This is a genomic window from Streptomyces asiaticus (assembly GCF_018138715.1).
Taxonomy (GTDB): Bacteria; Actinomycetota; Actinomycetes; order Streptomycetales; family Streptomycetaceae; genus Streptomyces; species Streptomyces asiaticus.
In genome coordinates this window covers 1,206,929-1,227,480 of the sequence record NZ_JAGSHX010000001.1, presented here as the reverse complement: position 1 = coordinate 1,227,480, position 20,552 = coordinate 1,206,929, and the positions used below count along the sequence as shown (strand labels likewise).

At 71.1% G+C, this 20,552-nt stretch carries 7 protein-coding genes; 1 reads left to right on the top strand and 6 read right to left on the bottom strand.

Going from position 1 to position 20,552, the window contains the following annotated elements; translation table 11 throughout:
* Window positions 1–35: 35 nt before the first annotated feature.
* The 4 genes from KHP12_RS05205 to KHP12_RS05190 form a co-directional block, all read right to left on the bottom strand.
* Window positions 36–7,424 carry a beta-ketoacyl synthase N-terminal-like domain-containing protein gene (locus KHP12_RS05205; protein ID WP_211831541.1) on the bottom strand — a complete coding sequence of 2,463 codons (7,389 nt, stop codon included), beginning with the start codon at window positions 7,422–7,424 and terminating at the stop codon, window positions 36–38.
* A gap of 129 nt (window positions 7,425–7,553) precedes the next feature.
* Complete coding sequence (locus KHP12_RS05200) at window positions 7,554–13,661, bottom strand: type I polyketide synthase (RefSeq protein ID WP_086881613.1); 6,108 nt, start codon at window positions 13,659–13,661, stop codon at window positions 7,554–7,556.
* A gap of 60 nt (window positions 13,662–13,721) precedes the next feature.
* The gene (locus KHP12_RS05195) at window positions 13,722–14,561 is read right to left on the bottom strand and encodes an alpha/beta fold hydrolase (RefSeq protein ID WP_244202759.1); all 840 of its coding nucleotides are present in this window, start codon (window positions 14,559–14,561) and stop codon (window positions 13,722–13,724) included.
* Between the two features lie 28 nt (window positions 14,562–14,589).
* On the bottom strand, window positions 14,590–14,856 hold the full coding sequence (locus KHP12_RS05190) for an acyl carrier protein (protein WP_086881612.1): 267 nt from the start codon (window positions 14,854–14,856) through the stop codon (window positions 14,590–14,592).
* A gap of 471 nt (window positions 14,857–15,327) precedes the next feature.
* On the opposite strand from KHP12_RS05190, the gene KHP12_RS05185 reads away from it, so the two are divergent.
* Window positions 15,328–16,320 carry an AfsR/SARP family transcriptional regulator gene (locus KHP12_RS05185; protein WP_086881611.1) on the top strand — a complete coding sequence of 331 codons (993 nt, stop codon included), beginning with the start codon at window positions 15,328–15,330 and terminating at the stop codon, window positions 16,318–16,320.
* A gap of 94 nt (window positions 16,321–16,414) precedes the next feature.
* Here KHP12_RS05185 and KHP12_RS05180 read toward each other — a convergent pair whose 3' ends face one another.
* On the bottom strand, window positions 16,415–19,060 hold the full coding sequence (locus KHP12_RS05180; RefSeq protein ID WP_086881610.1) for a helix-turn-helix transcriptional regulator: 2,646 nt from the start codon (window positions 19,058–19,060) through the stop codon (window positions 16,415–16,417).
* 721 nt (window positions 19,061–19,781) lie between these two features.
* Entirely contained in the window at window positions 19,782–20,267 is a 486-nt protein-coding gene (locus KHP12_RS05175; protein WP_086881609.1) for an ATP-binding protein, read from the bottom strand.
* Window positions 20,268–20,552: the final 285 nt, after the last annotated feature.

The window sequence follows — 20,552 nt, the reverse complement described above, 5'->3', positions numbered from 1 at the left end:
GCGTTGCTCCTTGGGCCGGGTGCGCGGGGCGTCCGTCAGACGTGGGCGGCATCGGTGTCCGGGCGGACCTCGATGGCGACGTCGATGAGCTCGTAGATGCGCAGGCCCGGCTTCCACAGCTCGGCGTCGGCGATCACCAGGAGCCGCCCGTCCTCCCGGCGGACCTCCTTGACGTGCGCGTCGAAGCTCATCTCGCCGTCGTGGCACAGGATCTGGCCGCGGTACTTCCAGCTCATCTCGACATCGGTGGCCATCGCGAAACGGGGCCGCGCGTAGCCGTCGGCGAGCCCCTCCTCGATCACGAAGAGGCGCAGCGCCTGCAGCACCGCCTCCACACCGAGGGAGCCGGGCATCACCGGGTCACGGTGGAAGTGGCAGTCGAAGTACCACTCGTCGGGCCGGATCACCCGCCGGCCGTGCAGATATCCGGCGCCGTGCCGACCGCCGCCGACGACCAGCTGGACCTCGTCGACCAGAGCGAAGTGCCCGCCGGGCAGGTACAGCCGACCGCCGGAAGGGTCCCGGAAGGCCGGGGCGTCCTCGCCGCGGAGGTCGATGGTGCGCACGCCCGCGGAGTCCGGCAGCTCCTGCTCCAGCCACGGGGCGACGTAGGCGCCGTTGTCCAGGCCGACCTGGTTGGCGAGGGCCGCCTCACTGAAGTAGCCGAAGAGCGACTCACCGGTGTAGAAGACCTCGCCGTCGGCGGAGAGCTCGTAACTGAAGTTCTGGAGCACCGCGCCCTGGACCGCGCTCGTCATCAGGAGCCTGGAGTGGTGGCGGATGGTCCTGCCGCGCAGGTCGATGTCCTTGACGAGGGTGGCGCGCCCGCCGAGATTGCGGATCGAGTACTCCTGCTCGGGGTTCTTCAGGGTAGCGCCGAGGTAGTAGCCGAGGAAGATCGCCGCCTGTAGCGAGGACTCCATGTACACGCAGTTCGGCATGTGCGGGAAGGAGTTCTCACGGTAGTACCAGGAGTCCGGCGCCGAGTCGTACTCGGTGACCATCTCCGAGCCCGGGCTCAGGTCGCCGCGGGTGCCCTCGAGCCGCATGACGCGGTCGACGAACTTGAAGTCGCCGTTTGGAATGTAGGGCGCGCGGCGCTCGCGGTAGATGTCGAACTCCGGGCCCATCGCCATGCCCAGGTCGCCCTTGGCGGCGTGTGCCAGGTGCATCTCGTTGATCATCGCGGGCTCGCCGCTGCGGTTGCGGCGGCCGAGGAAGGCGGGTATCCCGCCGGCCTCCGGGCGGTACGGGGTGCCCTCCTTCTCCAGGATCTGCAGGCCGAGGTTGCGCATCCGGATCACCGGCTTGTCGCCGAGGTGGATCAGGACGTCCGCGACCACGGAGGGGCGCGGGAGCAGCGTCACCTCAGTGACCTCGACCTCGTAGCGGATCTCCGGGTGCTCCGGCGTGATCTGGCCGCGCACCTGCACATCGATCCGCAGTTCGGTCATGGTCTGGAAGCGGGCGTCCGGCAGCGTCAGGTGCATGCCCAGGTACAGCAGATAGATCTGGAGCAGTTGCACGGCTCCCTCGGCGACGAGGGAGCCCGCGAGCACCGGGTCGTCCGGGAAGTGGCACTCGAAGTACCACGCGTCCGGCTCAAGCCGCTTGATCGCGCTGAGCCTGCCGAGGCCGTACGGGCCGCCGGTGCGGTCGATGGTGACCTCGTCGACCATCCGCAGCTCGGCGACCGGCAGCTTGAGGGCGGGGTTGATGCCCGGGGCCTGGGCATGGTGCGGCCCGAACACCTCTCCTGGGGTACCCTGCGCGAGCAGCTCCAGGTCGTCCGGGGTGAGATGGTCCTTGTCGGTGTACTCAAGCGGCTTGAAAGTCTTCTTCGGCAGAGCCGTGCGCGCGGCCCGCCCGGCCTTCTCCTTCTCCGACATGACGACGCCCAGCGGCGTGTCCAGCTCCTGCTTGCCGAAGAACCCGGCGCAGGCGTCCTTGAGTTCGAGGATCAGCTCGCCGTCGGCGTAGCAGAGATAGCTGAAGAAGAAGAGCGTCGTGTCGCCCTGGTGGACGAAGCGGTCGATGGAGATGTCATAGCGCAGGGTCTGACCGGTGCGCGGCAGCGGCCCGTGGAAGATCAGGGAGCTGTCGAGCAGCCGGTAGACGCGCTCGCCCTTGTTGCGGAAGTCGATCCCCAGGTAGCTGACGAGCAACAGGTCGCACTGACCCGCCTCGACGGTGACGGCTGGGGGCACACCGCCGTCAACCGCGTACCAGGCATCCTCCGGGACGTCGAACTCGGTGGTGATCTTCGACGGCTTGAGCTCGCCCGGAGTGGCCTCGACACGGGTGACGCGGGTGACGAAATGGTACGGGGGCGCGGGAAGCCGCACGCGCTTGGCGTACTCGTCGATGACGGCGAACTCGGGCCCGAAGACGTTCGCGACGCGGCCGGTGGCGAACTCGAGGAGATCCTTGTTGTCCCAGACGACGCCATCGGGACGGGTGCGGTCACCTGCGGTGCGCTCGCTCGCGGGACGGACCGTGCCCTCGTCGACCGGCGCAGGCTGGTGCTGATACGAGGACGGGGCCGCCGGAAGCGCCTGCGCCTGCGCGCCCGGTGCGGCCTCGGCGGTCCGTAGAGGCTCGGCGGCGGCCGATGCGGGCCGCTGGACCGGCGCACTGGGACCGGCGGACGCGCTCGGTACGATCGGCGCCCCGGCCGCCCCGTCGAGCAGCGCCTCCGTCGTGCGGAGCGCGGCCAGCTGAAGGACGTACTGAGTCTCCATGACCACGGAGTGCGTGGCGAGCATCTGCCCGCGCAGCTCACGGACGACGTCCGCGGCGGCAGAGGCTTCCCGCGCATGGGCCACAGAGGCGGACGCCACCTCGACACGACTCTGTGAAGGGGGAGTTGCCGTCACGGTCGCAAGGGGCTCGGGCGCCGCGGGCACGGCCCTGGGCGCCGTCGGCGCGAACGGCAGTACGGAGATCGGTTCACCGTCGAAGGCGATCGTCTCCTCGGCGAGGGTCAGGTCGGCGGGCATGCGGGCGGGTTCCTCCGGTGCTACGGGAACAGGGGCCGGGCGCCGGGCGGCGAACGGGCCGTCACTGGTGGCGAGTTCACGGACGGACCGGGCGATGCGGTCCGGCACCGGGGTGCCGCCGCCCACCCGGAACCGGGCGGCGCGGCCCTGCCCGGGCCGGGGCGGGGGCGCGGCGAGCGGGGCCTCCAGGTCGACGTCCAGGCCGTGCCCGACCAGGCGGGCGAGGAGCTGGGCGACCGACCGGGTGGCCGGGACGCCGCGCCGGTCGACGGGGACCGCGACGTGCGGCGCGTCGCCGAGCGTGTCGCGGACCCAGCGCGAGCAGGTCGCGCTCGGACCCACCTCGATGAAGTAGCGGAAACCGCGGTCGTACGCGGTGCGCACCAGGCGAGGGAAGTCGATCGGGGAGCGCAGGGTCTGCGCGATGCGCCGGGCGACCTCCGTGCGGTCGAGGCTGGCGCCGGATGCCACGACACCACCGTCCGCGCGGGTCAGCGCCTCGTAGTCGTACGCGCTCAGCAGCTCGAGGCCGTCGACCGGGCCGGTCGGGTAGTCGTTCAGCCCGGCCAGGCCCTCGAGTTCGGAGTCGACGGCCGTGCAGTGCATGACCACGCTGACCGGGGAGCGGGCCGCCGGGCAGCCCAGTTCCTCGACAAGCGCGCGGCACTGGACCGGATCACCGGCGATCACCAGCTCGCCGGGCGTATTGACGTGCGTGAGGTACACCCGGTCGTACCCGGCGAGGGCCGTGACCACCAGATCGGCATCGGTGAGCAGCACATAAGAGGCCCAGATGGCGTCGTCCCGGGTTTCCCGCGGCAGCCGCCACAGCTCGCGCACGGTGCGCCGGGCACCGCACAACCGATCCCGGAAGATCGGTGTGTTGCTGAGCAGGTCGTCCCGGCGGCCCTCCTGCCGCCAGCCGCCGGTGGCGTGCAGCATGCTGGACTCGCCGAGGCTGTAGCCGAAGCCGCCGTGGACCTTGAGGCCGAGCGTCTCGCGGACGAGGTCGGTGTGGAGGATGGCGAAGCTGGTGCCGGTGGCGAGCATGAACGGCACGTCCTCCCCCATTGCCGCCTCCAGCTTCATGACGTCCCGGCGCTCCGGGGTGACGTGGGTGCGGGGGTAGAGCCGGTGCGCGCGCAGCAGCCGGGCGGGCTCGGCGGCCTGCGCCTCGAACCGGTCGAGCAGGCCCGGGAAGGCCCGGAAGAAGTCCTGCCCGAGGCCGGGGTAGGAGTTGAAGGCGCCCGGGTAGACCAGGGCGACCTTGCCGTCGGGGCCGATGGGCCGGGCGGTGAAGAAGGTCCCCGCCGGAGTGGCCCACTCACCGCCCCGGGCGTATGCGTCGGCGACGCCCTTGACGGCCAGGTTCAGCTGAGCACGCAGCTCGACGGCGTCCGTACCGACGAAGACGGCGCGCGGCGCCGACGCCGGGAAGCGGCGCAGCCGCCCAGCGGCCTCGCGGGCGAGCGCGTACGGGTCGATGGCACCAGCGCCGCCGTCTCCCAGGAGCGTGCGATGCCGCTCGATCTCTGCGAGCAGCCCGTCGAGCGAGTCGGCGGCGAGCGGAAGCAACGCCGGGCCCCCCGCGCGGCGCCAGTCGGTTCGGGCGACGGCGCCGCGCGTGGCGTCGGCGGAGAGCACCAGATGGCCGCACATGCCGCCGGAGCCGAGGACGTTGACGGCGGCGTGGCGGCGGACGCCCTGGGCGCGGCGCAGCCAGGGGCGGGACGCCTCGGGCACGTACAGGGCGGAGGCGGCGAAGGCGTCGGCCAGGTCGGCGGCGGGACGGCGCCAGCCCTTCGTTCCGGGCAGGTAGCCGTGGTGCAGGCAGAGCACCGTGCGGAGCAGACCGGCCATGGCCCCGGCGCATCCGGCGGTGCCGACCTGCGCGGCGGCGCTGCCGAGGGCGGTTCCCCGCTCACCGTCCCGGCCGGGGTATGTGCGGGCGAGCGCGGCGACCTCGGCGCGGTCCAGGTCGGCGGTGCCGCCCGCGTGGGCCTCCACGTACTCGATGCCGGCGGCCACGATCCCGGCCTCGGCGAGCGCGGCCTCGGCGGCGCGGGCGAGCGTGTCGACGTCGGCGGTGGGCACGGCCCCAGCGGCGGGGGCGGCGTGCCGCACGGCCAGGGACTCAAGTCGCGCGTAAACACGGTCGGTTGCCCGGTGCGCCTCGTCGGGGCGCGTGACGACGACGGCGCCCGCGCCCTCGCCGATGCGGCGGCCCCGCATGTCCTCGCCGAAGGTCAGTCCCGCCTGGGCGGCTGTCTCCGGCGCGAGCAGGGTCTGCTCGGCCGAGCCGGTCATGTCGACGGCACCGACGAGGACGGCCTCGATGGTCGGGTCGAGCAGCAGCAGGCGCGCGGTTTCCAAGGCGGCGACGGTTCCGGAGCCCTCGGAGGAGAGCGTGAAGGAGGGGCCGGTGAGGTTCCACAGCGAGGAGATACGGCTCGCCATGATGTTGCCGATGTAGCTGAGCACCTCGTTGGCGGTGATCGGGTCGACCACCGCGTCCCGGGCCGCGGCGGCGAGCGCGGCCCGCTGCTCCTCCGTGAGCTTCAGACCCGCGCGCTCGTAACTCTCGCGCAGGAATGTGGCAAGGCGGTAGCGGGTGAGGCGGGCGTGGCTGTACGGCTCGGTCTCCATCGCCACGACGACGGCGATCCGGCGCGAAGCGGGCGCCTTGGCGCCTTGGGACACCTCACGGCTGTACCCGGCGTCGCGCAATGCCTCGTCGGCGACCTTGGTCGCGAGGACGTGCTGGACGTTGTATGTACGCAGATCGGCGGGCGGGATCTTCTGGTCGACCGGGTCGATGGCAACGCCGTCGACGAACACTCCCTGCGGCAGCGCGTCCGGCGTAACCCCTGCCCGTCGCTCCAGGGAACCGCCGGAGGTCTGCTCCAGGCCGCGCCAGCGCCGCTCGGGCAGCGGCGCGAAGGCGTCGGCCCCGCTGTGCACCACCTGCTCAAACTCCTCTACACCATCGAGGGAGCCGAAGTGGGACCCGAGGCCGATGATGTCGAGAGCTGGCACGGCCTGCACCTGCAGCTCCTCCGCCTCGCTCTGGGGCGGTGTGTCCGACAGGACCACGTGTGCGTTGGTCCCGCCGAATCCGAAGGCGGAGACCGCCGCGCGGCGCGGCCCGCCGTGGTCCGGCCACGGGCGCCCCTCACGGACCAGGACGGACGCACCGACCGTGCCGTCCTGGGACTCGATCGGCTGGCCCACGGCGATGGTCGGCGGCAGGTGTCCCTCACCCATCGCGACGATCACCTTCAGGAGGCTGCTCAGACCCGCGACGGTGAGCAGGTGCCCGATGTTGCCCTTGACCGAGCCGAGCAGCGGTACCTTGCCCGCGCCGCCGAAGAACCGGGCCACGGACTCGGCCTCGGTGGCGTCACCGATGGGCGTACCGGTGGCATGGCACTCCACGTAGTCGACCTCCTCGGGCCCGAACTCGGCGTCTTTGTAGGCGAGTTCGTAGGCGTCGAGCTGGCCCTGTCCCTGCGGTACCAGCAGGTGGCGGCCGCCGCCGTCGTTGGTGAGGCCGATGCCCTCGACGACGGCGTAGATCTTGTCGCCGTCGCGCACCGCGTCCGCGAGCCGTCGCACCGCGACCATGCCCGCGCCCTGCCCGGTGAGGATGCCGCCGGAGCGGCGGTCGAAGGGCTGGCTGAACCCATCGCGCGGGTAGGCGCCCAGGTCGGAGAAAGACAGGTGGATCAGGGTCGGGTCGGGGGCGCACACACCGCCCGCGAGCATCAGGTCGGCCTGGCCGGTGGCCAGGTGGTCGCAGGCCAGCTTGAGCGCGTAGAGCGCGGAGGAGCAGGCCGCGTCCAGGGCGTAGCGGGGGCCGCCAAGGCCGAGGGCGGTGGCGGTGACCCCTGCCGGGGAGCCGCTGACCCTGAGGTTCTCCTCCGTGAGCGGCGCCTCGTCGACCAGCGGGGCGCCCGGGGGCAGACCGGCGAGTTCCGGGAGCCCGGCGCGGCGCAAGCCCTCGAGCACGGCCTCCTGCGCGAGCGGCACGCTCATCTTCGCCGACGTCGGCGTGGGGAAGGAGTAGTTGCCGAGGACCAGGCCGGCGCGGGCGAGCACGCCGGGCCGCTCGGCGTGGCCACTGTCGCGGAGCGCCTCGCGGGTGACGTGCAGCGACCAGTGGAAGAGCCGGTCGAGGCGGGCGAGGTGGCCGGGGTCGAGCCGGTATCCGCCGGGGTCGAAGTCAAAGCCGGTGACGAAGCCGCCCCGGCGGCAGTAGATCTCGTGCTGCGGGTCGAGGTCCTGCTCCTCGGGGGAGGTGCCGAAGACCTCCTGGCCGCCCTCGCGGCGGCTGTCCGCGCCGGCGCGGAGGTTGTGCCAGAACTCGGCGGGTGTCCGCGCTCCCGGGAACAGACAGGAGAGGCCGACGATGGCGTACGTGCTCATGAGAGCTGGGGATCCCTTCTCAAGGGTGGCCGGCCCGGAGGGCAAGGGGCGATAGGAAGACCGCCCGGACCGGCCTGCTCGTGTTTCGTCAGGTGCGCTGTCGGTCAGCTGCCGGTGGAGACCGCCGCGTTACTGGCGAAACTTCGCCTCCATGTGCGGGGCCGGAACCACGCACACGCCGTGGAGGCGGGTCAGGACCCGGCCGTCGGCCCCGCAAGCGGACACGGTGAGCCGGTCACCGGCCCCGCCGGAAGCGGCGTTCCTCTCGCCCGGCTCCACGACGACCAGGAACGGCTCGCCGTCCGGCAGCGCCGCGTGCAGCTCCGCCTTCGCCACGGAGAGCGGCAGACCGGCGGTGCCGCGGAACAACCGCATCCACACCAGGCCCGCCTGGAGCAGCAGGTCGGCGGTGCCAGGCGCGAAGCGGGCCCCGGCGAACGCGCCGCCGTCGGGACGCAGTTCGGACAGCGCGCACTCCAGGACGAGCCGTTTCTCGTCCTCGGCGAGCACCCGGCGCACCCCGCGCAGAGCGGGCCCGTGGAAGAGCGTGCCGTCGGCGTACAGTTCTGCCGCGTCCCGGCCGCCGCCCAGCCGCGGCAGTCCGCTGACTGTGGCGGCGGCGGGCACTACGGTGGACGTCACAGCCGCGTAGTGCGGGCGGGCGGCGCCGTCCTTCGCCACGGACCGTATGGCGACCTTGGTGGTGTCCCCGGCCGGGGTCATCTCCAGGCGCACGGCCTCCGGCTGGCCGCCGTCGAAGACGATCCCCTTGTACACGGAGAAGTCCCGCACCTCGCGCACCTCGCTGCGGTGGGCGCGCTCCACGGCGCCGATGGCCCAGCCGAGCGCCACGACGGCCGGAAGGACCGGGGCGTCGCCGATGATGTGGTCGGCAACGATCGGCTCGGCCACGAGGCCGCTCAGGCTCCGCTCCACCGTCACAGCGGCGGTGCGTGACTCCGGCTCACGCTCGGGCAGCGGGGTGGCCGGGCCAAGGACGGTGACGACATCACCGGCGCGCTCGGCGGTGAACTGCTCGGCGAAGAGGGAGGCTCCCTCGTCGACCGGGATCAGCGTGATGCCGCGCTCTTCAAAGACAGCCTTGATCTCCGGGGAGACCATCCCGCTGTCCCAGGCGCCCCAGTTCAGGGAGGTGACCCGGGCCCTGGGGTGGTGCTGCTTCCAGGACACCGCCCAGGCGTTGAGCGTTTCGTTGGCCATAGCGTAGTCGGACTGACCCCGGTTGCCGAAAAACCCGGCGACCGAGGAGAAGAGCACGACATGCCGCAGCTTGTCGGCGTCCAGGGCGGCCATGACCGAACGGAGCCCGGCCAGCTTCGGCGCGAAGACCCGCTCGACCTCGGACGCCTTCTTGTTGGCAATCAACTGGTCGGCCAGGACGCCCGCGCCGTGCACCAGGCCGGTCACACGCTCGCGGTACGGGGCGAGGGAGGCGGCGGTCGCGGCGGGGTCGGTGATGTCGACGGCGAGGTACTCGGCCTCGCCGCCGGACTCCCGTACCCGCTCCAGGGTCTGCCGGATCTCCCGGGCGCCGGTCACGGCCCGGAAGAGCTCCTCGACCCGCTTCGGCGTGAGCTGCTCGCCCTCGGCCTTCAGGGCGAGGGCCGCGGCGGCCTTCAGGCCCGCCTCCTCGACGCCGCGCGCCCACGCGGGCTCGTCCTCGAGCGGCGTACGTCCCAGGAGCAGCAGACCGGGACGGTGCCTGCGGGCCAGCTCGGCGGTACAGGCGGCGGTGATGCCACGGGCGCCGCCGGTGACGACGAGCAGGTCGTCGGCGCCGACGTCCGGGGCGTCCTCGACGCCCGAGGCGTACGAGGGGGTGTCCCCGAGTCCGAGGCCGACCCGGCGCGTGCCGTCGAGTCCCACCTGCGTGGGCTCCGCCGCCGCGTCGTACGCCTCGGCGAGTACGAGCCGGGCGGCGCTGTCGGCGTCGAGGGCCGGGGCGAGGTCGAGGGCGCGGCAGAAGACGCTGGGCTGCTCCACGGCCATGGTCTTCACGAGCCCTGTCACTCCGCTCGCGGGCACCAGCTCTTCGTCCAGCCCGGTTGCCCCGAACGCTCCGTCGAGCCGGGTCACGGTCACGAACGCGGCGCGCCCGTCGGCGGCCGCCTTGGCGAGCGGCTCGACCACGTGCTTGGCGACGAGCAGCGAGTAGGCGAGGCGACGCACGCCGTCGGCCCAGGATCTGGTGGCCTCGGCTGCGATATCGAGGACGAGGGAGAGGCCCTTGCCGTCGCCGTCGCCGAGAATCTCCTCGACGTGGGTTCCGAGTTCGGTCTCGCTCCAGTCGGAGAGCGCGTGCTCCTTGGCGCCCTTGTCCGCCTCGCCTCGCTCCGGGACGCCCGGCAGGCGCAGTGTGTGCACCCGCAGGCCCGCCTCGGCCAGCTGCTCGTTGAGGGCGGCGATCAGTTCGCTGCCGTCGTCGATGAGGAGGGCGCCGCCGTCCTTGGGGTAGGCGTCAACGAGCTTGTCAGGTGTGGGCAGTGTGCGGAGGGCGGCCTGACTGCGGCCAATGCGGCCGAGCGCGGTACCGGCGGTGGGGGCCTTCGGGGTCGTCGTATCCGCCGGGGCAGCGGGGATGCCGGTGTCGGACGCCTGGCCCGAGACGAAGGTGACGATGTCCCCCAGGGTGCGCAGCTCGGCCAACTGCTCCGGACCAGCGGCGACGTCAGCGGAGAACCTCTCCTGAAGCACACCCATGATCTCGACACGCTTGATCGAGTCGATCCCCAGATCCACCTCAACACCCATGTCCAGATCCAGCATGTCCGCCGGGTAACCCGTCTTCTCCGCCACGATCTCGAGCAGGGCAGCCTCCACAGACGCCTTGTCAGAGCCGGCGTCGGCAGCCGGATCCAGGGCAGGAGCAGACGCGGCCGCGGTCGGGACCGGAGCCGTCGGGAGGGCCGCAGGGGCCCCGGCCACCGGCTCAGGGCGCGTGCAGGCCGTCGGCCCCGCCGTGCGCGTGTCCGCATCGGCCCCCCGTACCGGCGCCGTGCCGTGCTCCAGGCCGGCCAGGTCGCGCAGGATCTCGTTGACGCGCAGATGGGTGCGGCCGATGGCAAGTCCGTGCTCCTTGACGGCGTTGACACCGGGCAGCACGTCCGCCGTGCGGCCCTGGGCAGCGGCGCGCTCCAGGAGAGCGGCGAGGCGATCGGCGCTCCGCAGCTGACCGGTGAGGTAGTCGTCGTGCAGGGCGAGGTAGTCGGCCAGGCGGTCGGTGGCCGGGGTGGCTGCCATGTCCAGGTGAGCTGTCTCCTTGGCGGTGGGGGCGGCGGGCACGGGAGCCGGAGCTGCCACAGCCACAGGCTGCGCCTCAGGCACAGGAGCGGGCGCGGACTCCGTGGGCAGCACTACCTGGTACCCGTTCTCCAGCGCGTCCCGGTATGCGGCCCTGCGCTCAGACGAGACGTAGTTGATGCCGTTGAGCAGCACGGTCCTGCCCTTCTGGGGCTCCTCGGCCGGGACCGGCGCGACGTACCGGTCAGCGGTGGTCAGCTCCAGGCCGAGTACGGCGAGCTGGGCCACCCCCTGCTTGAGGGCCACGTCGGCGTCCTTGCCGGGGCCACCGTCTAGGGGCAGCGCCACGTGCTCGCGGTCGCCGAGCGTGCGCCGCACCAGGCCGGTGAGCAGGCCCTTGGGACCGAACTCGACGAAGACCCGGAACCCTGACTCGTACATCTCCTCGACCCGGGTGGCGAAGTCCACCGGGTGGACGAGCTGTTCGGCGAGCGCCTGACGGTTGGCGGCGATGTCATCGCCGTATGCGACACCGCGTGTGTTGGCGAAGACCTGGCCGCGCGGCTCGTGCATCTCGACAGCCTCGACGTGGGTGCGGAAGGAGTCGAGGGCGTGCTCCACGAACGGTGTGTGGAACGCGGCGGACACGGGCAGCAACGACGCCTTGAGGCCCGCCTCGCCGGCCGCCGCGACCAGCTTCCTCACCTCGCCCGTCGCGCCGCCCACGACGATCTGATCGGGGGCGTTGCGGTTGCAGACGGCGAGCCTGGCGCGGTCGGCGAGCAGTTCATTCACGCGGTCCTCGGGCGCCGAGACGGCGGCCATCGCGCCGGTGTCGAAGCCGGGCGCGGCGTCCGCGGGCGGGGCCATTGCCTTGCCACGGGCCCGCGCGAGCGCGAAGTACGCCTCGTCGTCGAGGGACCCGGCAGCCCACAGCGCGGTCAGCTCGCCGAAGCTGTGGCCGAGGAAGCCCTCGGCGGCGAAGCCGAGTTCGCTCAGGTAGCGGAACTGCCCGGCGGACAGCGCGCCGATCGCGGGCTGCGCGTACTCGGTGGCCCGCAGTGCTGCCTCCTGCGCCGTGCGGCCCTGGGCGTCGAAGGACGGCGGCGGGAAGGCGACGCAGGACAGCGGCTCGACGCCCTCGAAGTGCCGGTTGGCCTGGTCGAAGGCGGCGCGCAGCGGCGGAAGCGCGAGTACGGCGGTCATGCCCGGGTTGAGGTACTGGCCGCCCTGCCCGGCGAAGAGTGCGGCGGTCTTGCCGAGGCCGCGGGCGGCCGAGCGGCGGAAGTGGATGCCCTTGGGGTGCGACCAGGATTCGGCGTCCTTACGGACGCGCAGCTCGTTGAGGGCCGTCTCGCGTAAGGCGGCAAGCTCCTCCTCGGTGCGGGCGACGAAGGCGAGGCGCGCGTGGCCCTCGGGCACCGGTCCGCCCTGCGCGGGCTGCCCGTCGGTGAGGGTCTGCGCCAGGGCGGTGGTGTCCGGGGCGTGCCACAGATGCACCTGGGCGACGGGGAACATGACCTTGAGGTCGTCGCCGTCGCCGTACTCGTCCAGGACGAGGTGGAAGTTGGTACCGCCGAAGCCGAAGGAGGAGATCGCGGCGCGGCGCGGGGCGCGGTGCGGGGAGCGGATCCAGGGACGTGTCTCGCTGTTGACGTAGAAGGGTCCGTGAGGGAAGTCGATGACCGGGTTGGGCGCGTCGACATTGATGGTGGGCGGAAGCACCTTGTGATGCAGGGCGAGCGCCAGCTTGATCATTCCTGCGGCCCCGGCGGCGGCCTTGGTGTGGCCGATCTGCGACTTGACGCTGCCGATCGCCGCGTACGAGGTGGCGTCGGTGGTCTCACCGACGACGGCGGAGAGCGCACTGAGCTCGGTGGCGTCGCCGACGGCGGTGCCGGTGCCGTGTGCCTCGAACAGCTCGACGCTGGCGGGCGAGCAGTCGGCGTCGTGGTAGGCGCGGCGCAGGGCGGCCATCTGGCCCTCTTTGCGTGGAGCGTAGATGGACGTGAACCGCCCGTCGCTGGAGGTTCCCAGGCCGCGCAGCACCGCGTAGACGCGGTTGCCGTCGCGTTCGGCGTCGGAGAGGCGGCGCAGCGCGAGCATGCCGATGCCCTCGCCGATCAGTGTGCCATCGGCGTCCTTGTCGAAGGGGCGGATGCGGCCGGACTTCGACAGCGCTGGGGTCTTGCTGAAGCACAGGTACATGAAGATGGTGTTCTCGGCGTCGCAGCCGCCCACCAGCATCGTGTCCGAGCGGCCTTCGAGCAGCTCGGCGACGGCGGCGCGGACGGCGCCGAGCGAGCTGGCGCAGGCTGCGTCGACGGTCATGTTGATGCCGCCGAGGTCGAGGCGGTTGGCGATGCGCCCGGCGACGACGTTGCCGAGCATGCCGGGGAAGGAGTTCTCCTCCCACGGGGCGTACGCTTTCACGAACTTGGCGGCGATCTCCTCCGCGTCCCGGTCGCTCAGGCCGCAGCTGTGCACGACCTCCTTGATGACCGGGGTCTGCAGGCGGGCGGTGAGCGGCTGCGTGAGCTGATTGGCGCCGGTGATGCCGAGGACGACGCCGGTGCGCGACCTGTCGTACCAGGGCTGGTCGGCTCCGGCATCCTTGAGCAGGTCGCGGGCGACGACGAGGCTGAGCAGCTGGAGGACGTCGGTGACCTCCAGGGTGTTCGGTGGCAGGCCGAACTCCATCGGGTTGAAGGCGACGTCGGGGATGAAGCCGCCGTGCTTGGAGTAGGTCTTGTCGGGCGCCGCCGGGTCCGGGTCGTAGTGCTCGCTGACGTCCCAGTGGCCGTGCGGGATGTCCTCGATGCAATCGGCTGCCGAGATGATGTTGTTCCAGAATTGCCTCAGATCACGGGACTTGGGATAGAGAGCGGCGAGGCCGACGATGGCGATCGGGTCACGGGCGAGGCGCCGATCGAGACCGGCGCCAGTGGCGTAATCGGTGTCCTGCGGAGATTTCACGGCGAGTCCCTCTGGATCTGAAGCGGATGCGTGCTGCGGCGAACGCGCGGTCCGGCGCGGTCAGCGGCGGCCGGACAGCTCGGCGATCACGTCGGCGGCGTCCGGACGGGTCAGCATCGTGTAGTGGTCACCCGGGGCGGTGTGCAGGCTGAGGCCGTGCCGGGCGAGCTCCGTCCAGCCGAGCGTCTTGTCCTGCGGGATCAAGCTCCGTTCGGCCTTGATCAGGACCAGCGGGACGGACGAGGCGGGCGGCTGGTGGCCTGCGGTCAGCCTGTTGTTGCGCAACAGGCCCTCCACGTAGGTGTCGTAGAGCTTGCGCAGGCCGGGCAGCGGTGTGTCGGGAGGCAGCGCGCCGCACCTGACGGCGGCGTCGAGGAGGTGTACGAGACCGGTGTCCAGGTCGTCCATACGCGTGCTGTCGAAGCAGGTCGATAGGTCGTGCCCGCGCTTTGCGCCCAGGTACATCGCGAACCAGCGCAGCAGCAGCGGGACGTCGAGCGCGTTGTCCGGCTGCTGGTAGGCGGCGACCGGCGCGATGGAGTCAACGAGGACGAGGCGGTCCGGCCGTTCCTCGGGCGCGAGTCGCTCGATTGCCGCATGCGCGAGGACTCCGCCGAAGGACCAGCCGACGAAGACCGCGGGCGGTTGGGGCGCACCCTCGCGGTCGGCGCGGTAGGCGGCTGTGAGCCGGTCGGCCAGGGAGGCGACGCTGAGGCCGGTGTCGTCGCTGGAAAGGGCCGCCTCGAAGTACGCGGGCACGCCCGCGAGGTCGAGAACTGCGAGTCCGGTGTCCCGCGGCAGTGCGTCGGCGAGGCGGCCCCACACGCCCACGGGCAGCGCGCCGGGGTGTACGGCGTACACCGTGGTTGCGCCCGGGGCCGCCTGACGGTGGCGTCGCACGATGGGTGACGCCACCTCGCGGCCCGCTCTACGCTGCTGCCGCACGCTGGCCGCTCTCCTGGGCGATGTGGGCTGCCAGATCCTTGATGGTCGGGTGGTACCACAGCGCCGTCGTGCTCAGTTCGAAGCCCAGCCAGCTCTCCATCTCGCCGGCAAGGATCAGCGCCTCGGTGCTGTCCAGGCCCAGTTCGTCGAAGTACTGCTCCGGCGGAACCTCGGCGGGTTCGGCCCCGAGCCGCTCGGCGATCTTCCCGATCAGCCATTCCTGGGCCTCATCAGCCAATACGTGTCGCATGCCGCACTTTCCCTTCCTACATTGCCGCGGGCGTTGTCGCGGGCCTTTTGCGTCGCGTCGAACCTAGGCGGCCGCTGGTAAGGAATGCAGCCGGGCGGTGGCGCGCGGAGTGCCGCTGACACGGAGGGCCATCGGAGGGCCGGTGAGCGCGGCCTGTCCTACCTGCGCACATGATGATGGGGAGCCGGGTGACGACAGCCGATGTCAGGCTTACGCAAGGTTGTCAGCGCGCCTGTCAGGACATGGCGAGGGAGTTGTCGACGATTCGCCAGGACGTTCAGGAAGGAGTGAGTGGCGATCACTCAACTACCGGCCCGCTGACCGTCGTTCCGGCCAGGGCACCTGGTGTGCAGACCCGTATGCGGGGCGGTCAGATTTGAGTGCCGCGCACTCAGGCTCCCGCAGCATTCCGCGTGCTTTGCTCGGAGCCGATGGCGCGGCGGGGGCCGTGCCGCATTGGGGAGGTGAGCGGTGCAGTTCCGAGTGCTCGGCGCGCCAGGCATATACGACGAGGCGCGACAGCGCCCCGTCCAGTTGAACAGCCCCAAGCAGCGCCTGCTGCTGGGGGCTCTGCTCGCCTGGCGATCATCGCCGGTTCCGACAGCCGCGCTGATCAAGGAGGTGTGGGGTGATTTCGCCCCGGACAAGGCGGTGAATGCCCTTCAAGCACACGTATCGCGCCTGCGGCAGTTGTTGATCGAGAGCGAGCCCGCCCGCGCCAAGACGCCCCGGCTGATCGCCCGGGGATCCGGATATCTGCTGGATGTCCGCCCCGAGGAACTCGACTGTGTCCGCTTCCGGCTGCTGGTAACCAGGGCGCTCAGATGCGCGGACGACCCGGATACGGCTGCCCGGCTCCTGCAGCGTGCAATGGCGCTGTGGAGCAGCCCCGATCCGCAGGCCGACTCCTACGGTCCCTTGTACGCACAGGTCGCCGCCCGGTTCGAGGAAGAGCGACTGCGGGCTCTTGAGCATCTCTATGGCGTCACCATCCGCCTCGGTCGATGCGAGGAGGTGCTCGCCCCGCTCAGGGAGCTGGCCGTCGCCCACCCGGAGCGGCCGGTCTTCCGTGATCAGTTGGCCCTCGTGCAGCGTCAGCTGGAGCGGCGGCCGAGTTCACCGTCGGGACCGCCTCGCAAGGCCGGCGTATGGACGAGGCCGGAACCGGTCGCACCCCGGCCGACGAACGTGGCCCCGCCCATGCGCGACATGGCGGGCACACAGGAGATCGACCGGCTACGGCAGCACGTCGACCGCCTGACCGAAGAGCAGGAGCTGTTGTGGGCCGCGTTGGAGAAGATGACAACCCTGGTGGCTCCAGAGGGCTCTTTGCTGCCGCACCGGCGTGACGCCGCATCTGTGCCGCCGCTGGAGGATCTCGGCACACTCCGCTACAGCAGCAGAGATCTGCTGATCCGTTCGATGATGCCCGGCCCGGGGCCGGGCCTCGGCCCCGGCACCTGAGGGGCGCCGACCTTCAGCAGAAGGGGGAGGCTCCCCCTGGCTCGGGCGCCGGGGTACCGCTGCCGGTGGGCCGGCGTGACTGGGGCACTGGATCTCAGGCGGAGGCGCGATCGCCGCCTTGGTCCGCGAGGGCGCGGCCGACGTCCGTGCGCGCCGAAATGCCCAACTTGTTGTAGACGCGGTGCAGATGGTTCTCCACCGTGCGGACCGAGACCACCAGACGGGCCGCGATGCCCCGGTTCGTCAGGCCGGACGCCACCAGAGCGGCGACTTCACGTTCGCGAGTGGTCAAGGTGGCAGCCGGACGCTCATCGGGGGCCTCGCGCGCCGCCCAGGGAGGCAGCATGCCCTCCGTGGTAGTGAGGATCTCCTGGCATGCCGTCCACGCCGCCTGGCCCTTGCGCAACTGTCCGGCGCTGTGGTGTGCGCGGGCCGCCTGAGCCAAGGCCTCCGCCGCGAGCGGCAGCGCGCCGTTGGCCCGGAACCGGTCCGCCACCGTCCGGAGGGCGTCGCCGTCCGCAGCGGCGAGTGCGGCGATGTGGTCGGCCTGGAGGTGGACGAGTTCGGAGGTGCTGCCATCGGCGAGCCCTCGTGCCTGGCAGGTGAGCGGTCCAGCATCCGCGACACGAGCCGCCAGATGCAAGGCCGCGACGGCCGTCAGGGTGCGCCCCGCCTCGGAGGCCCGTTTGGCCACCTCCATGGCCTGGCCGACAGCTCCGGAGACATCCCCCGCATACGCGAGCACCAAGGCGCGTTCCTGGGCCATGCTGTCCCGCACGATCGGACAGTCCGGCTTGTCGCTCTCCTCGCTGTCGGCCTCCAACAGCGTGCAGAGCGCCTCACTGTGCTCCCCCATCTCGGCCAGAACACCGGCCAGCCAGCCGACTATGCAGTGTGTGTCGAGCCAGTCGTGCCGTCTTGGGACGGTTCCGACCTCGCGCAACAGCTCCGCTGCTTCCCTGAGCCGTCCGCCTTTGCGGTACAGGCAAGCTCGCGTCACGGACGTGTGGAATTGCCGGGCACGGTCCTGGAGGTCCGTGCTGCGCTCCATCTCCTCCAGCATCGAGGCTGAAGCCTCCTGGCCGCCCAGGTGGAACAGGCATCTCGTGACGACCGCGTCCCGATGACACAGAGCGTCGTCCTCCCAGTCCTCAAGACGTCCTCCATGGAGGCGTAACAACTCCAGAGCGCCCACCGGGTCGCCCCGCTCCAGGCGGGCGAAGGCTGCCACCGGCAGGATGGCCCGAACCGTGGGCGAACCGGGCGATTCCAGCGGCAGCACGCGGTCGGCGATGGCAAGGATGTCCGCGAGCCGGTCGGCGTGGAGCGCGAGTGCGGCACGGCAGCCCTCCAGCGCTCTCGCTGACGGGCCGTCGAGGCTCTGCATAGCTTCGTCCGCCAGCGCCACGGCCTCGGCCGTCCTGCGCATCCCCCAGACAAGATTGTCCACGCGGGCCCGGAAGGCGTCCACGTACTCCTCCCGCGGCAGCTGTACGGGAGTCTTCGCCGCCGCGGCAAACTCCGCCTCCGCCTCCGCGTGGCGTCCCGTGCTGGACAGCACCCGGGCGAGCAGCATCCGGGCACGGGCCGGCTCGGCGGTCTCGTCATCAGAGCGGGACAGGGCCGTCCGGCACACGCGCTCGGCGAACTGATGGCTCCCCCGGCGGATGGCGGTGAGGGCCGCCGCGAGCAGGTGGTCTCGCTCGGGCACGAGCCCCGCGTCCATTCGCAGGGCGACAATGCGCAGCACGTCGTCTTCTCTGCGCGCACCGGTGGCGGTGAGCGCGTCGGCGACCTGCCTTCGCAGACGGCGGCCGGTGAAGGCGGATATCCGGGAGGCGAGCACATGTCCGGTGAGCGGTTCGGACAGCCGCAGCCGAATCCGACGCCCGGCCCGCTCCTCCGCCACCAGTCCCCGGGCATACAACGACTCGGCAGCGGCACCCAGTCCTGCCTGCAGGACCAGGTCCGTCTCCACCGACTCGGCGATGGCGAGCATGCACGCGAGTTCGTGCTCGTCCGAGGTCAGGTCCCGCAGCCTGAACAGCGCCGCGTCGGCCAGTCGCTTGGGCGGCGCGCCGGTCAAACCGCGCCAGCGCCAGACCCCGCCGACGCGGCAGAACGAGCCGTCGGTGAGCGACTGCTCGATCAGCTCCCGCAGCAGGAGCGGGTGTCCGCGAGTGGTGGCCCACAGGCGTTCCAGCGTGCTGGCTCCGACCTCTACGCCGAGCCGGGCGCGCACAACCCGGGCGACAGTGGGCCGGTCGAAGGGAGCGAGGTCGACGCGCTCGACGTGGTGCTCCAGCCACAACATGTCGATACCTACCGGGGGGCAGGCCCCTCGCGTCGCCGCCGCGACGATGGAGGCCCGGCCGGAAGAGGCCAGCGCACAAAGCCGTGCGGCGGTGGGGGAATTGAGCAGGTGAACGTCGTCCACGCCAAGCACGGGGGGCAGGGCTCCTTGCGGCCGGCGCATCCGGGCCAGCCGTTCCAGGCACGTGTCCAGGGTGTCGAATGCCGCACTTGCGGAGGCACCCGCGCCCCCTGTGCCACCGACCGAGACCACGGTCAGTCCTTTGGCTTCGGCCCGTCTCAGAGCCGCGCCGAGCAGTTGCGACATGCCCATGCCCAACTGCCCCTCCATCAGGACGCCCTTCCCCTGGCTGGTGGCGGAATCGATGGCCCTCAGCTCTTCCGCACGCCCTGCCAGCATCCAATCGTCGTCTTGTGTTTCCTGCATGCCATCGTCCTCGCGAGATTCGAAACAAGAAGATGAGCGCTAGACCTGCCGACCTCAAAATGGAGACTTCTGCCGATTACTGGGCTACCTCCTCGTGCTTGGCCGTCCGCCGCGAACCATGGCACAGCATCCGTCGCCCGTCTTATGCCGCCATCGCCTGGTCACCCCGGGCTCGCTGTCGCAAGAGTCGGCCGCACTCATCCGGCGCCGAACAGCGCACATCCCAGCAGACCCGGTCCTTCCTCCGCGCGCATCTCAAGGACCGAGCCGGACGTTTCCACTCCCATACAACGACCACGGGCAAACGCATTCGCACCGAAGATGGATACACACGGCCGCGCACCGCAAGCACCGACCGTCTCCGCCTCACCGGCGAACAACACCTGGCATGCGCCACCACGTACTCCGAGCAATACCGGACGAGTCCACCGCAGCATCGGAACCACACGCCCAGGAGACGCCCCGAAAGTGATCCCCCGAACCGCTGCCACGATCACACGCCAGCAGCGCTGCCGCTCCGGCGAGGAACGGGCTCACGCTTCTTCCGGTGGCGCTCCAGCACACGCCGCCTCCTGCGGCGCCCAGCGTCGTGGCGGCCATGGCCGGGAGTCCATAGGCCACACGGCCCCTGCGCAGCACGCTTCTGGCCTGTTCGCATGCGGCCGGAACCGCATGGGTGCCAGGGGGCGGATTGCAGCGCCCGGGCCTGTCTGCCTGCCTGTCACCGACCGGCTCCGCACGCCACGGGAAACCGGACCACAACACGGGTGCCTGCAGCACGCGAGTGGATCGTACACCGGCTGGTACATGCCCTGACCAGATCCAGTCCTCGTCCGAAGTGGGCGTCGCGGTCCTGCTCCACACGGCGGTTGATGTCACGCACCAGCCACCGGCCGCAGTCACTGACCTCGACGGTCATGGTGACACCGTCGAAGACGATCACTGCCGTCACATCCAAGCTGCCACTGTGGATCACGGTGTTCGTCACCAGTTCGCTGACGACGAGTAACAGTGTGTCGCACGCATCCTGGGGAATGTCCCATCGCCGCGCTGTACTGCGCGCGAAGTGCCGTAACTCCGGTACGGCTGCGGCCACCGCCCGGGTCACGCACAACGCCCGCAACCGCGTCAGCCTGCGCGGCTGCGCTGCTGGGCTCGGCTTCGAGTAGTCGGCGGTAGCGGATCGGAAGCTGTCCATGATGGCCATGCCGAGGTCTCCTGCTGGTCACTGATGAACTGTGTGGGAACCCTCTTCGACCGTGGCCGCTGGAATGCCCCTGCGACAAGCAGGGGATCCGACTTACGGATACGTAATGATGTTGAGTACGCATGACGCGCCCCTCGCGAGGTTGGGCGCCCTCTCTGCACGCCCTGGTGCACGCGGGCCACAACGCCGAGCGGGGAGTGAACACGCGGCGTTTCCAGGGGAGGGGGAAGGTGACACGAGCGCCGCACACGAAGCCCCCGCCCAACGACAGTCCGCGCCCTGATG